This is a genomic window from Streptomyces sp. NBC_00080 (assembly GCF_045041255.1).
Taxonomy (GTDB): domain Bacteria; phylum Actinomycetota; class Actinomycetes; order Streptomycetales; family Streptomycetaceae; genus Streptomyces; species Streptomyces coriariae.
Map to the genome: position 1 here is coordinate 5,769,539 of NZ_CP108235.1, position 14,533 is coordinate 5,784,071.

Annotated in this window: 13 protein-coding genes and 1 tRNA gene; 7 read left to right on the plus strand and 7 right to left on the minus strand. The window is 71.3% G+C overall.

Annotated elements, in window-relative coordinates; all coding sequences use genetic code 11:
* Window positions 1–54 precede the first annotated feature (54 nt).
* The gene (locus OHU34_RS25765) at window positions 55–1,275 is read left to right on the plus strand and encodes an SUKH-4 family immunity protein (protein WP_405768502.1); all 1,221 of its coding nucleotides are present in this window, start codon (window positions 55–57) and stop codon (window positions 1,273–1,275) included.
* A 35-nt stretch (window positions 1,276–1,310) separates the two neighbouring features.
* Here the strand turns inward: OHU34_RS25765 and OHU34_RS25770 are convergent, their stop codons facing one another.
* On the minus strand, window positions 1,311–3,701 hold the full coding sequence (locus OHU34_RS25770) for a lamin tail domain-containing protein (RefSeq protein WP_405772375.1): 2,391 nt from the start codon (window positions 3,699–3,701) through the stop codon (window positions 1,311–1,313).
* A 574-nt stretch (window positions 3,702–4,275) separates the two neighbouring features.
* A tRNA-Cys gene (locus tag OHU34_RS25775) sits at window positions 4,276–4,347 on the minus strand.
* Between the two features lie 219 nt (window positions 4,348–4,566).
* Between OHU34_RS25775 and OHU34_RS25780 the strand changes: the two genes are divergently transcribed.
* From OHU34_RS25780 to OHU34_RS25805, 6 genes are all read left to right on the plus strand, one after another.
* Window positions 4,567–6,069 carry an MFS transporter gene (locus OHU34_RS25780; protein WP_142264567.1) on the plus strand — a complete coding sequence of 501 codons (1,503 nt, stop codon included), beginning with the start codon at window positions 4,567–4,569 and terminating at the stop codon, window positions 6,067–6,069.
* A 42-nt stretch (window positions 6,070–6,111) separates the two neighbouring features.
* On the plus strand, window positions 6,112–6,309 hold the full coding sequence (locus OHU34_RS25785) for a hypothetical protein (protein ID WP_142264566.1): 198 nt from the start codon (window positions 6,112–6,114) through the stop codon (window positions 6,307–6,309).
* Window positions 6,309–6,701: a type II toxin-antitoxin system death-on-curing family toxin gene (locus tag OHU34_RS25790; protein WP_142264565.1), complete on the plus strand. Its 393-nt coding sequence runs from the start codon at window positions 6,309–6,311 to the stop codon at window positions 6,699–6,701. The genes OHU34_RS25785 and OHU34_RS25790 overlap by 1 nt, the downstream gene beginning before the upstream one ends.
* A gap of 111 nt (window positions 6,702–6,812) precedes the next feature.
* On the plus strand, window positions 6,813–8,615 hold the full coding sequence (locus OHU34_RS25795) for a DEAD/DEAH box helicase (protein ID WP_142264564.1): 1,803 nt from the start codon (window positions 6,813–6,815) through the stop codon (window positions 8,613–8,615).
* A 328-nt stretch (window positions 8,616–8,943) separates the two neighbouring features.
* A complete protein-coding gene (locus OHU34_RS25800) occupies window positions 8,944–9,594 on the plus strand; it encodes an IclR family transcriptional regulator (RefSeq protein WP_020132430.1) in 651 nt (216 codons plus the stop codon).
* Between the two features lie 163 nt (window positions 9,595–9,757).
* Window positions 9,758–10,549, plus strand: coding sequence for a S16 family serine protease (locus tag OHU34_RS25805; RefSeq protein WP_142264563.1), 792 nt, complete (start codon window positions 9,758–9,760; stop codon window positions 10,547–10,549).
* A gap of 7 nt (window positions 10,550–10,556) precedes the next feature.
* Here the strand turns inward: OHU34_RS25805 and OHU34_RS25810 are convergent, their stop codons facing one another.
* The 5 genes from OHU34_RS25810 to OHU34_RS25830 all read right to left on the minus strand — a co-directional run bounded on the left by OHU34_RS25810 (window position 10,557) and on the right by OHU34_RS25830 (window position 14,517).
* Window positions 10,557–10,745 carry a hypothetical protein gene (locus OHU34_RS25810; protein ID WP_142264562.1) on the minus strand — a complete coding sequence of 63 codons (189 nt, stop codon included), beginning with the start codon at window positions 10,743–10,745 and terminating at the stop codon, window positions 10,557–10,559.
* 71 nt (window positions 10,746–10,816) lie between these two features.
* Entirely contained in the window at window positions 10,817–11,785 is a 969-nt protein-coding gene (locus tag OHU34_RS25815) for a glycine betaine ABC transporter substrate-binding protein (RefSeq protein WP_405768505.1), read from the minus strand.
* Window positions 11,782–12,630: an ABC transporter permease gene (locus OHU34_RS25820; RefSeq protein ID WP_372481744.1), complete on the minus strand. Its 849-nt coding sequence runs from the start codon at window positions 12,628–12,630 to the stop codon at window positions 11,782–11,784. Before OHU34_RS25820 ends, OHU34_RS25815 begins: the two co-directional genes overlap by 4 nt.
* Window positions 12,627–13,877, minus strand: a complete 1,251-nt coding sequence (locus OHU34_RS25825) for a betaine/proline/choline family ABC transporter ATP-binding protein (protein WP_142264560.1) — start codon at window positions 13,875–13,877, stop codon at window positions 12,627–12,629. The genes OHU34_RS25820 and OHU34_RS25825 overlap by 4 nt, the downstream gene beginning before the upstream one ends.
* Window positions 13,870–14,517 (minus strand): ABC transporter permease, encoded by a 648-nt coding sequence (locus OHU34_RS25830; protein ID WP_020132437.1) that lies wholly within the window; start codon window positions 14,515–14,517, stop codon window positions 13,870–13,872. The genes OHU34_RS25825 and OHU34_RS25830 overlap by 8 nt, the downstream gene beginning before the upstream one ends.
* Window positions 14,518–14,533: the final 16 nt, after the last annotated feature.

The following is a 14,533-nucleotide window of genomic DNA, read 5'->3' on the forward strand; positions in this document are numbered from 1 at the left end:
CATAGGCTGCGGAGCAGTGGGACGGCGCACGCAACTTTCCGCACGGGGGACCCGATGGGCACGACCAGGACCACCACCGCCACGACGACGATCATCTTCACCGAGGACGAGCTGTACCCGTACGTCACGCACGCGCCGACGCGCCGCTGGCTCACCGGCCCCGGTCTGCCCGCGACTCCGGGCGACGCCGGCCTGCTGACGTTCGAGGCGCTGCGCACGGACGGCCTGCGCACGGTCGGGGACTCCACGGGCGACCCCGACGGCCGCCTGGCGGCGGAGCTGTGCGACCGGCTGGTGATAGGCGGACTCCTGGGCGCCGACGGCCGGGAGACGGAGTCCGTCCTGCTCGACGGGATGACGGGCGAGATCTCCACGACGTACTTCCTGCACGACCGCCCCGACCTGATGGACCTCCGCCCGCTCGCGCCCTCCCTGGAGAAGCTGGTGCGCTTCGCGACGGCGGTGGACGAACTGGCGGCCCTGCGCGGCCAGTTCGCCTGCTACGCGAGCCGGCTCGGGCCGAAGGCGGTGGCGCAGGCCTCACGGCAGCTGCTGGCCGTCTTCGAGGAGGGCGCGAGGGACACGGGCGGCGCGTCCGGCCCCTTCTGGAAGCTGGCCGCGGTGATCCGCCCGCTGGCCCTGGTGGCGGGCCCGGGCACGGCGTCCGGCCTGGCCCTGGATCTGCCGGTCCGGCTCCTGGACGAGGAGTTCGGCTCCGGCGAGGTCGTCCGCTTCGAGGACGTCGACTGCCCGAGGGCGCTGACGCACGCCCCGACCCGCCGCTTCCTGCGCGAGGTGGGCCTGCCGGAGCAGGTCGTCTGGTTCTCGCTGGAGACCGACATGCCGTTGCAGACCCTCGCCGAGTACTACGCGGACGACCGCGGCGGTGTCCTCACCGAGGAGCTGCTGCCCGCGAACGCCGACCGGCTGATCCGCCTGGGCCATCTTCTCGAGGACACCAGCCTGGTCGTCGACGGCGTCACGGGCGCGGTGCTGAGCTGGAGCGAGCCGGACCGCGGCCTGCGCCCGCTCAACGCCGACATCTCGACGCTGGCGTTCACCCTCTGGCTGATACGCCGTGAGCGGGCCCTGGACGCGGTGCACCGGCTGACCGAGGCCTACGACCAGCTCGCCGAGACGATGTCCCGCACCCTGGCCGCGGTCGACCCCGTCGCCTGCGACCCCGCCCCGGTGCCGACCGTCCCCACGGACGACGGCCGGCGGTACTGGCCGGGCGTCTTCGAGGACGAGGCGGGCGGGGGCCTGTACGCGTAGCCCCGCGCCCGGACCGGCTCTCCCGCTCCGCGTGGTCAGTCCCTGCGGCACCGGCCGACGTCGATCCGTACGACCTGCGGGTCGTGATCGCTGGCCTGGTCGGCGAACTCGGCGTTGATGTGCACCACGTCGTAGTCGTAGTGCGTGACGGCCGGGCTGGTGAGGATGTGGTCCAGGGTCTGCGAGTTGCCGTCGTAGACGTAGGTGTAGCGCTCGGCGGCCGGCAGGGTGGTGATCAGCGGCTTGAGCACCTTGCCGTCGGTGAGCGTGGTGACGGTCCGGGAGAACTCGTAGTCGTTGAGGTCGCCGAGCACCACGGTCTTGGCGTTCCGGTCCGCCGCGAGCAGGGACTTGACGAAGGTGTTCACCTCGGCCGCCTGCGCCTGGCGCTGGGTCTCGGAGCTGCGCGACGGCGGCTGGTAGCGGCCGTGCAGCGGCTGGTCGCCGCCCTTGGAGGTGAAGTGGTTGGCGATCACGAAGACCGTCTCACCGTGGAAGACGAACTCGCCGACCAGCGGCTTGCGGCTGTTGTCCCAGGCGTCGGAGGCCGGGTCGATGCGCCCGGGGGAGGCGGTGAGCCTCGCGCCCTTCCTGGTCTTCACCACGCTGGTGGCCGTGACGGCGTCACCGCCGGCCCGGTCGGTCAAGGAGACCCGCTTGGGGTTGAAGAGGAAGACCTGACGGATGTTGCCGCCGGGCTCGCCGCCGTCCTGGTTGTCGGTGGGGGCGATGTAGCGCCACTGGTAGCGGGGGCCGCCGGCGGCGCGGATGGCGTCGGTGAACCGCTTCAGGGTGGCCTCGGAGGTGACGGTGCCGTCGTTGGCGGCGCCGTTGTCGTCCTGGATCTCCTCCAGGGCGACGACGTCGGGGGAGTTGAGGTTGACCGCGACACCGTGCGCGAGCCGGTCGATCTTCTCCTGGGCGTCCAGCGCGTCCAGGTTCTCCACGTTGTACGTGGCGACCGCGAGCTCGTCGCCCTTCTGCCGACGGGTCACCTCCGGCTTCAGCCCGTTGTCGACCAGGGTGCCGAGCTGCGTGGCCTGGACGTTGTAGCCGCCGTAGGTCGAGTAGTCGAGCGGTCCGGTGGTGGTGCCGGACAGTTCGTCGCCGACGTCGGCGGTGGGGAAGGAGGTGGTGGTGTCGAGGGACATGACCTCCAGCCGACCGGTGTTCGGCTGGTCGTAGGAGGAGTAGAGCGTCCCGCCGCGGGTCGTGGCGTTCTCGTCCGGCTTGACGGTCACCCACAGCTCGCCGTACGCGTCGCTCGCGCCGACGACACGGGCGTCGGAGAACGCGACCCGCATGCCCTCCGTCGACTCGTAGAAGTCCTGGGCGTACACGGCCGGTTCGAGGGCCGACGACTCGATGCTGCCGCCACCGGCGGTGGGGATGTACGCGGCGGGGACGCTGGTGGCGTCCACGGTGACGGCGGCGGGCAGCGCGTTGCCGCCGGACAGCACGGTCGCGGTCGGAGCGGTGAGCTCGGTGACCGACTGGCTGGTGCTGCTCGGGTGGTACTCGCTGACCTTGCCGCTGACCAGCACGGAGTCGCCGACGCCGACGGTGGGCGTGGCGGACCCGGTGTACACGAACACGCCCTCGCTGGTGCGGGAGTCGGCGTCCGCGGCCGGATCCTGGATCCAGTACCCCTTGGACCCGGTGGTCCGCACCCCGGTGACGATGCCCGGCACCCGGGTGACGGTCTGCCCGGCGAGCGGGGAGAGCCGGGTGGTGCCCTGGATGTCGTGGACGCGGACGGTGCCGGGCGTGGTCGGATTGCCGCCGCCGTCTCCGCCGTCCCCGCCGCCGTCCCCCGAACCGGGCGTCTGTCCGGCGGAGTTGACGGGCGAGGGGGTTCCGGCCGAAAGATCGGCGGCGTTGTCGTCGGTGTCGCCCAGAGCGGCGCTCCGCGCGACGGCGGCCGTGTTCGAGGCTCCGGTGGCCGGCCCGCTGCCCTCCCGTACGAGGGCGCTGCCGTAGCCGACCAGGTCGACGATCCTGCCGTCGGCGGCGCAGTCGGCGGCGGTCTTGCACGTCAGGGCGGTGGTGCCGGAGACGAGCGCGACGGTGCCGCTGGTGGCGCTCATGGCGACGGACCCGGTGGCATCGGCGGTGGGCAGCGCGGTGCTCCCCCCGGTCCCGGCGGCCTCGGCGACTAGGAAGCGCCCGCCGGGGGCGACGGACCCGTTCAGCGCGGTCACCTGCCACAGCGAGGACGCCGACGGCGCACCCGGCAGGTACTGCACGCTGTACCCGGCCAGGTCATAGGCCGCCGACCCCGCGTTGCCCAGCTCGACGAAGTCCCGGGTCAGGGTGGCCCCCGAGTTGCCGCCACCGCCGTACACCTCGGAGATCACCGCGGTGGCGGACGGCGTCGCGTAGGCGGCGGGCAGCGAGGTGATGGCGAACGCGCTCGCCACACCCATGGAGATGAGCGCGTAGGCGGCACGGCGGGGTCTGTTTCCTACGGGTCTGGACACGCTGGAGGTCTCCTCGTACGTCGTGTACGGCCGATGGCGGTGTGGGGGAGTCGGCTCAAGTTACGCGCGTAGAGAGGGGCTTGTTAAGGGGTCGTAGGTTAAATCGGGGGAACGGAAAGGTGTGTTGCCCCGGTGGCCGCGTGTGTGACGTGGTGGGGAGGCGGCCGGACGCCGCGAGTGCGCCGCGGCACCTTCGGGACGCTCGGGACGTTCGGGCCGCGTGCACGCGGCGATCGAGCGGATCCAGGTACCGCGGGGACGTGCGAGGTCACCACGGTAGGCCGCCGCGAGGTGGCGGCGCGGCCGCCCGGCCGTCCCGTCGCACACACCCGACGCACTATTACGTCAACGACCACTGGCCGGTCCGCAGGGGCGGAAGTGTCCCTGTACGTCCTGCGCCGCTCCCCGCCTCGTCGTCGAACCTCCGAGGCCGGCCGGGACGGGAACCGAGACGGCAGAACGAAAGGGCGGCACCCCCGAGGGGTGCCGCCCTTTCGTTCTGCCTGGTAAGGCCGGTCGGAGGCCATGGCGGGAATCGAACCCGCGTAACTCGCTTTGCAGGCGAGTCCCTAAGCCACTCGGGCACACGGCCAGGTCGGGAGTGGGGTGATCGCCCCGTTCCGAACTTGGTGGGTCGACCGTACGGGTGGGGAGAGGAGGGGCTCAAGGGGAACGCGAGGGCTGCAATGGGACTGCCATACGCCGTTCATGAAACGGGAGTGCGCGGTGGTGGTCGTAGGACCATCGTCCCGGGCGCGGACCCGTCTTCGGACAGGGGTCAATGTCGGTTGTGGACCTTACGCTGGCCCTCATGGCTGCCCTCGACCCCCGCGACACCGGTGTCGCCGACGATGACCTGCCGTCCCGTTCCGCCGCGGCTGCCGCGGTGCCGTGTGACGGCCCCGGCGATCCCGGCGGGACCGTTCTGGGGCGTTCCCACCGGGCCCTCACCATCGGGATCGTCTCCGTCGTGCTGCTCATCGCCTTCGAGGCGACCGCCGTGGGTACCGCGATGCCGGTGGCGGCGCGGGAGCTCGACGGGGTGGCGTTGTACGCGTTCGCGTTCTCCGGGTACTTCACCACCAGCCTGTTCGGGATGGTGTTCGCCGGGCAGTGGTCGGACCGGCGGGGGCCGCTCGGGGCGCTGGGCGGGGGCATCGCGGCCTTCGCGGCCGGGCTGCTCCTCTCCGGGAGCGCCGGGGGCATGTGGATGTTCATCCTCGGGCGGGCCGTGCAGGGGCTCGGCGGGGGGCTGGTGATCGTCGCCCTGTACGTCGTCGTCGGACGGGCCTACCCGGAGCGGCTGCGGCCCGCGATCATGGCCGCGTTCGCCGCCTGCTGGGTCGTGCCGTCCGTGGTCGGGCCACTGGCCGCCGGTGCGGTGACCGAGCAGCTGGGGTGGCGGTGGGTCTTCCTCGGCATACCCGCCCTCGTGGTGCTTCCGCTGGCGCTCGCGCTGCCCCAGATACGGCGGCGGGCGGGCGGCCCCGTGGAGGGCATGGCCGCGGGCGCCTTCGACCGGCGGCGGATCCGGCTCGCCCTCGGGATCTCCCTCGGCGCCGGACTGCTCCAGTACGCCGCCCAGGACCTGCGGCCGGTCTCCCTCCTCCCCGGCGCCGCGGGCATCGCGCTGCTCGTGCCCGCCGTGCTCGGGCTGCTCCCGCGCGGCACCTGGCGGGCGGCCCGTGGGCTGCCGTCCGTCGTGCTGCTGCGCGGGGTGGCCGCGGGGTCCTTCGTCGCCGCCGAGTCCTTCGTGCCGCTGATGCTCGTGACGGAGCGGGGGCTGAGCCCGACCCTCGCCGGGTTCTCGCTCGCGGCCGGCGGGGCGACCTGGGCACTGGGGTCGTGGGTGCAGTCACGGCCGTGGGCGGAGCCGTACCGGGAGCGGCTGATGGCGCTCGGGATGGTGCTGGCGGCTGCCGCCATCGCCACCGCGCCCAGTGTCCTGGTCCACTCCGTGCCCGTCTGGACCGTGGCCGTCGCCTGGGGCTTCGGGTGCCTGGGGATGGGGCTGGTGATCGCCGCCTCGAGCGTGCTGCTGCTGAAGCTGTCCGCCCCCGAGGAGGCCGGGGCCAACTCCGCCGCCCTCCAGATCTCGGACGGGCTGTCCAACGTGCTGCTGCTGTCCGCGGGAGGTGCCGCCTTCGCGGCGCTCGGCGGCGGGAGCGTGGCGCATACGGCGTCGGCGTCGGCCACGGGCTCGGCGTCCGCCGGTTCGCACCCGGCCGCCTTCGCCGCCGTCTTCCTGCCGATGGCGGCCGTCGCGCTGTTCGGGGCCTGGGTGACGACGCGGCTGCGGGCGGAATCGCGATAGAACCGAGTGGTACCGGCCGGTACCACTCGGTACCGTCGAGCCATGGCCGGACTGAACCTGCGCTTCACGGACGAGGAACTCGACGCCCTGCGTGAGCGCGCCCAGGCGGAGGGACGCAGCATGCAGGCCTTCGCGCACGACGCGGTGCTCAAGGCCGTGCACGAGCACGCGCGGCTCTTCGAGGAGGCCGCCGAGCACGTGCTGCGGGCCAGCGCCGAGTTGAACCGGAGGCTCGCCTGATGCACTACCTCACGCTGCCCGAGCTGCTGAACCTCACCCGGCGGCTCGAGGCGGACGAGGTGCGCGACTACGGACTGCTGGACTCCGCCCTGGCCCGCCCCCGGTCGAGTGTGTTCGGGCAGGACGCCTACCCGGACGTGTGGCGGAAGGCCGCTGCGCTGATGGAGTCCCTGGCCCGCAACCACGCTCTCGTCGACGGCAACAAGCGCATCTCCTGGTACGCGACCTGGGTCTATCTGCACCTGGCCGGTCATCCGCTGGACGTGGACTTCGATGTGGACGAGGCCGAGCGGTTCGTGCTGGACGTGTGTCAGGGCGTCCTCGACGTGCCCGGGATCGCGGACCGGTTGCCGCGCTTCGCGCGCCGAGCCGGCGCCGCCCGTCTTCTGTGACCTGAGTCCCACCCGCGTACGACCCGGCCTTGTTCGCTCGTTGACGGCGTCGGGCCGCCGGTAGGGTGGCCCGGTTGTCATACACAGCCGAGAGCCCCGAACCCGGAGACCGTGACTACCACCGCCGCTTCCTCCACCTCCCACTCCCACCACCTGTCACCGGCCTTCCCGGGCCGAGCCCCCTGGGGCACCGCGAGCAAGCTGCGGGCCTGGCAGCAGGGGGCGATGGAGAAGTACCTCCAGGAGCAGCCGCGCGACTTCCTCGCCGTCGCCACACCCGGCGCCGGCAAGACGACCTTCGCGCTCACCCTCGCCTCCTGGCTGCTGCACCACCATGTCGTGCAGCAGGTGACCGTGGTCGCGCCGACCGAGCATCTGAAGAAGCAGTGGGCGGAGGCTGCCGCGCGGATAGGGATCCGGCTGGACCCCGAGTACAGCGCGGGCCCGCTCAGCAAGGACTACCACGGCGTCGCCGTGACGTACGCGGGCGTCGGCGTCCGCCCGATGCTGCACCGCAACCGGAGCGAACAGCGCAAGACCCTCGTCATCCTCGACGAGATCCACCACGCCGGTGACTCCAAGTCCTGGGGCGAGGCCTGTCTCGAGGCCTTCGAGCCCGCGACCCGTCGCCTCGCGCTCACCGGTACGCCGTTCCGCTCCGACACCAATCCCATCCCCTTCGTCACCTATGAAGAGGGCAACGACGGGATTCGGCGGTCGGCCGCCGACTACACCTACGGGTACGGCTCGGCGCTCGCCGACCAGGTCGTCCGGCCCGTCATCTTCCTCTCCTACAGCGGAAACATGCGCTGGCGGACCAAGGCGGGGGACGAGATCGCGGCGCGGCTCGGCGAGCCGATGACCAAGGACGCGGTCAGTCAGGCCTGGCGTACGGCGCTGGACCCGCGCGGCGAGTGGATGCCGAGCGTGCTGCGCGCCGCCGACCAGCGGCTCACCGAGGTCAGGAAGGCCATCCCGGACGCCGGCGCGCTCGTCATCGCCTCCGACCAGGAGTCGGCCCGCGCCTACGCCAAGCTGATCCGGGAGATCACCGGGACGAAGGCGACGCTCGTCCTGTCCGACGACACCGGCGCGTCCAGCCGCATCGACGACTTCAGCGGCAGCAACGACCGCTGGATGGTCGCGGTGCGGATGGTGTCGGAGGGTGTCGACGTGCCCCGGCTCGCCGTCGGGGTGTACGCGACGACCATCTCCACGCCCCTCTTCTTCGCCCAGGCCGTCGGGCGCTTCGTGCGGTCCCGGCGGCGCGGCGAGACCGCCTCCGTCTTCCTCCCGACCGTGCCCGATCTGCTCACCTTCGCCAACGAGATGGAGGTCGAGCGCGACCACGCCCTCGACAAGCCCAAGAAGGAGGGCGAGGAGGATCCGTACGCCGAGTCCGAGCAGGAGATGGACGAGGCGAACAAGGAGCAGGATGAGGACACCGGCGAGCAGGAGCAGTTCGCCTTCGAGGCGCTGGAGTCCGAGGCCGTCTTCGACCGGGTGATGTACAACGGCGCCGAGTTCGGCATGCAGGCCCACCCGGGAAGCGAGGAGGAGCAGGACTACCTCGGCATCCCGGGGCTGCTGGAGCCCGACCAGGTGCAGATGCTGCTCCAGAAGCGCCAGGCGAAGCAGATCGCGCACAGCAGGAAGCGACCGGACTCCGAGGCCGATCTGCTGGAACTGCCGGCCGAGCGGCGGCCGGTCGTCTCGCACAAGGAGCTGATGGAGCTGCGCAAGCAGCTCAACACGATGGTCGGGGCGTACGTCCACCAGAGCGGCAAGCCGCACGGTGTGATCCACACCGAGCTGCGGCGGGTCTGCGGCGGGCCGCCGAGCGCGGAGGCGACGGCGGGGCAGCTGCGGCAGCGCATCGCCAAGGTGCAGGAGTGGGCGACCCGGATGAAGTGAGGCCTCATCCGGGCCCCCGGTCCCTGACGGGGGGCGCGAGCCACGACGTCACGCTCCGTACGTATCGGGATAAATGCAAGTAGTCCATACCGGCCACTGACCGGATTCTGGACGGAGCCTTCCGCTCAGCGAACCTGCTTCGCTACTGTCCCGCTACGCACACGCCCCGTGGCAGCGCCGCCGCGGAGCGCAGCCGTGAAGCGACTGGGCCCGGACACGCCGGGCCCATCTGTCGATCGGCGGCCTCTGACGCGCGTCACTGACGGGACTCGGTGACGCATCCGCCGCGACGGAGGTTGCCGACCTCACCACTTAAGGAGTGGGCGTCGTGACCGCGGAGACCTCCCAGACGCTCGATCGAGGACTGAAGGTCCTCAAACTGCTGGCCGATACCGACCACGGGCTGACCGTCACCGAACTTTCCAACAAACTGGGCGTCAACCGGACCGTGGTGTACCGGTTGCTCGCCACACTGGAGCAGCACGCACTCGTACGGCGTGACCTGGGCGGGCGAGCCAGGGTCGGCCTCGGGGTGCTGAGGCTCGGCCGCCAGGTGCATCCGCTGGTACGGGAGGCCGCGCTGCCCGCGCTGCGGTCGCTGGCCGAGGACATAGGCGCGACCGCGCATCTGACCCTGGTGGACGGGACGGAGGCGCTCGCCGTCGCCGTCGTCGAGCCGACCTGGACCGACTACCACGTGGCGTACCGGGCAGGGTTCCGGCATCCGCTGGACCGTGGCGCCGCCGGCCGGGCGATCCTCTTCGCGCGGCAGAACCCGGCGCGGCCGGCCGACGAACCCGGCTACACGCTGACGCACGGGGAGCTGGAGGCCGGCGCGAGCGGGGCCGCGGCTCCGCTGCTGGGCGTGACCGGCGTCGAGGGCAGTGTGGGCGTGGTGATGCTGGCCGACGCGGTGCCCGAGCGGGTGGGGCCCCGGGTCGTGGACGCGGCGCGGGAGGTGGCGGAGGCACTGCGCTGACGCACCGCGCCTGCGCACCATGCCTGCGCGCCGCGCCTGCGCCGTGTGGGCGAGGTGTCGGGAGGGGCGGGGGAGGGCGGGGAGCGGCCGGAGCAGGGGCTCGCGGTCGGCCGGACGACATCCAGCCGCGAGCCGGAACTCGTCGTCACGTTAGATTGACCTCGTGCTCTCACGCCTCTCACGCCCCAAGGCCCTCACCGTCTGCGCACTGCCGCTCGTGACGCTGCTCGCGACGGCCGCGTTCGCGCCGCTGCCGTTCTCGGTGGCGCAGCCGGGCATGACGGCGAACGTCCTCGGCGAGAACAAGGGCACCCCGGTCATCACGATCACCGGCGCGCCCGTCCGGGACACGAGCGGGCAGCTGCGGATGACGACGATCGAGGCGACCAATCCCGACACGGACGTCAGCCTCTCCGACGTCGTCGACGGCTGGTTCCGTACCGACCAGGCGATCATGCCGCGCGACTCCGTGTACCCCAGCGGGGAGAGCACCAAGGAGATCGAGCAGCACAACACCGAGCAGATGCGGCAGTCCCAGGACGCCGCGACCGAGGCCGCCCTGAAGTACCTCGACCGCGAGGACGACGGCATCAAGGTCACCCTGAAGCTGTCCGACGTGGGCGGCCCCAGCGCCGGGCTGCTGTTCTCGCTCGGCATCGTCGACAAGCTCGACGGCGACGGCAGCGGCGGCGACCTGACCGGCGGCCGCACGATCGCCGGCACCGGAACCATCGAGGCCGACGGTACGGTCGGCGCGGTCGGCGGTGTGGCACTGAAGACGCAGGCCGCCCGGCGGGACGGGGCGACGGTGTTCCTGGTGCCGAAGGCCGAGTGCGCCGACGCCAAGTCCGAGCTGCCGAAGGGGCTCCGGCTGATCCCGGTCACCACCTTGAAGGGCACGGTGAGCGCACTGACCGCCCTGGAGAAGGGCAAGGGCTCGGTCCCGAGCTGTTAGCGGTCCGCTACCAGGCGACGGCCGGGTTGTTCGCCCCGGGCGCCGCGGCGAGCCGCAGCCCCACCTCCACGAGGGTCCGGCCGAGGCGGCTACGCAGTTCGCTCGGGCGCTTGGCCTCGACGGCGAGGCGGTGGGCGTCGGCCCGGGCGCGGAGCTCGGCGTTGCGGGACAGGGCGAGCTGGTGCTCGATGTACATGGCGATGCCTCTCGGTCCGGTGCGTGGGTGTGGGGCGTCGGTCGGCGGCGTTCCGCCGGCGGAGTTCGCCCCTACTTCACGAACCCCTCCTTCTTCATCCAGTCCAGGGCCACCTGGTGGGGATCCTCCCCGTCGACGTCCACCTTGGCGTTCAGGTCCTGGGCCACCGTGTTGTCCAGCTTCTTCGTCACCGGGTCGATGACCTTCGCGATCGCCGGCCACTTCTTCAGCGCCTTGGAGTTGATCACGGGAGCCGCGTTGTAGTTGGGGAAGAACTTCTTGTCGTCGGCCATCACCACCAGGTTCATGGACTTGATGCGCCCGTCGGTGGTGAACACCTCCCCGTAGGTGCATGTCCCCTTCTGGACCTGGGTGTAGATGATCCCGGTGTCCATCTGCGTGATCCGCGACGCCGACACGGCCATCCCGTACGCCTTCTCCATGCCGGGCAGCCCGTCCGCGCGGTTGGCGAACTCGCTCTCCACGCAGAGCGTCACGGCCTTCGGGTCGGACTTCGACAGCGCGGCCACCTGCGACAGCGTCCTGGTGCGGTACTTCTTGAAGTTGGCCTGGTTCATGGCCAGCGCGTACGTGTTGTTCAGCCTCGACGGAGGCAGCCAGGTCACGCCGTTCTCCAGGTCGGCGTCGTGCACGGCCTGCCACTGCGCCTGCGGATCGGTGATGGGTTCGCTGTTGCCCTGGTAGGTGATCCAGGCGGTGCCCGTGTACTCGTACATGGCGTCGGCGTCGCCGTTCCTGACCGCCTCGCGCGAGCCGATGGAGCCCTGGATGCCGGTGCGGTCCAGGACGTCCGCGCCGGCCGCCTGGAAGGCGATGCCCATCATCGCGCCGAGGATGAGGTTCTCGGTGAACGACTTGGACGTCACGGTGAGATCGGCGCCCTTGAGCGGCTCGCCCTGTCCGATCGACCCGGGCGAGACGTCGTCGACCATGGGGGAGCCGCTGGTGAGCCCGCACCCGGCCGGCCCACAGGTCAGTGCCACCAGCACCCCGGCGATCACCGGGCGGGAGCGCTTCACGAGTCCACCTCCAACCCCCGCGGCCGCAGCAGCACTTCCGCCAGTGAGGCCAGCCAGTCGACGAGCAGTGCCAGCGAGACGGTGAGGATCGAGCCCAGCACCAGCACCGGCATGCGCTGGTTGGTGATGCCGGTGGTGATCAGCACGCCCAGGCCGCCGCCCCCGCCGAAGGTCGCCAGGGTCGCCGTGCCCACGTTGAGGACGAGGGCCGTCCGCACGCCGGCCAGGATCAGCGGGACGGCCAGCGGCAGCTCGACCTTGCGGAGCACGCCCAGCGCGGACATCCCGATGCCACGGGCCGCCTCCAGCAGCGTCGGGTCGTTCGACTTCAGGCCCGCGATGGTGTTCGCGAGCACCGGCAGGATCGCGTAGGCGATGATGCCGATCAGAGCGGCTTTCGTGCCCGTGCCCAGCCAGATCACCAGCAGGGCGAGCAGACCGATGGCGGGCGTCGCCTGCCCCATGTTGGCGACGGCCATCGCGAACGGTGTCGCCCTGCGCAGCGAACCCCGGGTCAGCAGGATGCCGAGCGGGATCGCGATGATCAGCACGAAGAAGGTGGAGATCACCGTGAGCTGCACCTGCTGCCACAGCGCCTTGGACACCTGCCCGTTCGACAGCGCGTTCTCCGAGATCGGGTCCAGGTCCGCCTGCTGGAACCACAGCCAGGTCGCGAGCAGCAGGGCGACGAGGAAGGCGGGCAGAAAGGTCAGTTTCTGCCAGGTGAGGCGACGGCGGGGCGGCGCCGGTGGGGTCCTGGACTCCTGCAGCCCGTCCTCGGCCTCGTCCCGCGGCCCGGGAGTCCCTTCCGGGCCGGCGATCTCGTGCAGGTCGGGGGTGCTCACGCCTTCGCCTCCCCGCCCGGGCCCTCCTGTTCCGCGTGCGTCTGCGCGGCCCGGGCCTCCTCCAGCTCGTGTTGGGCCTCCAGCGCCTCCAACCGGTCGGCCTCCAGCAGCTCGTGCACGGAGTTCAGCAGCGTCTCCATGTCGACGACCCCGGTGTACTCGCCCCGCCGCCCGGTGACCGCGACCCGCCCGGTGTTGTCGGTCAGCACCGCCTCCAGCGCGTCCCGCAGGGTGGCGTCCTTCGTCACCGTGTCGCTGACCAGGGTTCCGGCCCGCGCCAGCGAGCCCCTGGCCCGCATCAGGTCCCCGCGGCGCAGCCACTTGTAGGGGCGTCTGCGCTGGTCGAGGAGCAGGATCTCGTTCGTGCCGCTGGAGCGGAGCTTGTTGAAGATGGTCTGGAGCGGGTCGTCGACGGTCACCGTCGGGTAGTCGGTGATCTCCACGTCCCGTACCCGGCTCAGGTTGAGCCGCTTCAGCGCCGCCCCCGCCCCGACGAACCCGGACACGAAGTCGTCCGCCGGGTTGGTGAGGATCGCCTCCGGGGTGTCGAACTGGGCGATGTGCGAGCGTTCGCGCAGCACCGCGATCCGGTCGCCCAGCTTGATCGCCTCGTCGAAGTCGTGGGTGACGAACACGATCGTCTTGTGCAGCTCGTGCTGGAGCCGGATCAGCTCGTCCTGGAGGTGGTCGCGGGTGATCGGGTCCACCGCGCCGAACGGCTCGTCCATCAGCAGGACGGGCGGATCCGCCGCCAACGCCCGTGCCACACCGACCCGTTGCTGCTGCCCGCCGGACAACTGGCGCGGATAGCGGCCGTGGAACTCGCCGGGGTCGAGCCCGACCAGGTCGAGCATCTCCTCCACCCGGTCCCGGATCCGGCCCTTCGGCCAGCCGATCATCTTCGGCACGAGCGCGATGTTCTGCGCGACCGTCATGTGCGGGAAAAGCCCGGACGACTGGATCGCGTACCCGACCTTGCGGCGCAGCTTCACCGGGTCGATGTCGGTGACGTCCTCGCCGTCGATCCGGATCCGGCCGCCGCTCGGCTCGATCAGCCGGTTGATCATCTTCAGTGTGGTCGACTTCCCGCAGCCCGACGGGCCGACGAAGATGACGGTCTCGCCCGCCTTGATCTCCATGGTGACGTTGTCGACTGCGGGGTTGGGGTTGCCCGGATAGCGCTTGGTGAGGTTCACCAGCTCGATCGTCGCCCCGTGGGCGCCGCCCCCGGACTCGGTCTCAGACACGGATCCCCCTGGGAATCGTCAGCCGTCCGATGAGGACGTACGCGGCGTCGAACAGCAGGGCCAGGACGATGATCCCGAGCGTGCCCGCCAGGACCTGGTTGAGCGCGTTCTTGCTGCCGAGCGAGGCGATGCCGCGGAAGATCTCGTTGCCCAGGCCGGGCCCGGAGGCGTAGGCGGCGATGGCCGCGATGCCCATCAGCATCTGTGTCGAGACCCGGATACCGGTCAGGATCGGCGGCCAGGCCAGCGGCAGCTCGACCCGCAGCAGCCGCATCGCCGAGGACATCCCGATGCCCTTGGCCGCGTCCACGAGCGTGGGATCGACGCCGCGCAGCCCCACGATCGCGTTGCGCACCACCGGCAGCAGTCCGTACAGGGTCAGCGCGATCACCGTCGGCGGTACGCCGAGCCCCACGAGCGGGATCAGCAGACCGATCATCGCGAGCGACGGGACGGTCAGGATCGCCGAGGTGCCGAGGGTGGCGAGGTTGCCCGCCCAGCCGCTGCGGTAGGTGACGACCCCGATCACGACACCGATCGCGGTCGCCATGAGCATGCACTGGAAGACGAGGCTGGCCTGCTGGTAGGCGTCGGTGAGCAACTGCTGGTGACGGTTGCCCAGGTACTCCCAGAAGCTCACGCGCCCTCACCGCCCC

What these genes read in the sequence shown, in the direction of transcription:
- OHU34_RS25770 (WP_405772375.1), bottom strand. Translation starts at nt 3,701, where the DNA reads ATGGGTGTGGCGAGCGCGTTCGCCATCACCTCGCTGCCCGCCGCCTAC.
- OHU34_RS25780 (WP_142264567.1), top strand. Translation starts at nt 4,567, where the DNA reads ATGGCTGCCCTCGACCCCCGCGACACCGGTGTCGCCGACGATGACCTG.
- OHU34_RS25790 (WP_142264565.1), top strand. Translation starts at nt 6,309, where the DNA reads ATGCACTACCTCACGCTGCCCGAGCTGCTGAACCTCACCCGGCGGCTC.
- OHU34_RS25810 (WP_142264562.1), bottom strand. Translation starts at nt 10,745, where the DNA reads ATGTACATCGAGCACCAGCTCGCCCTGTCCCGCAACGCCGAGCTCCGC.
- OHU34_RS25785 (WP_142264566.1), top strand. Translation starts at nt 6,112, where the DNA reads ATGGCCGGACTGAACCTGCGCTTCACGGACGAGGAACTCGACGCCCTG.
- OHU34_RS25765 (WP_405768502.1), top strand. Translation starts at nt 55, where the DNA reads ATGGGCACGACCAGGACCACCACCGCCACGACGACGATCATCTTCACC.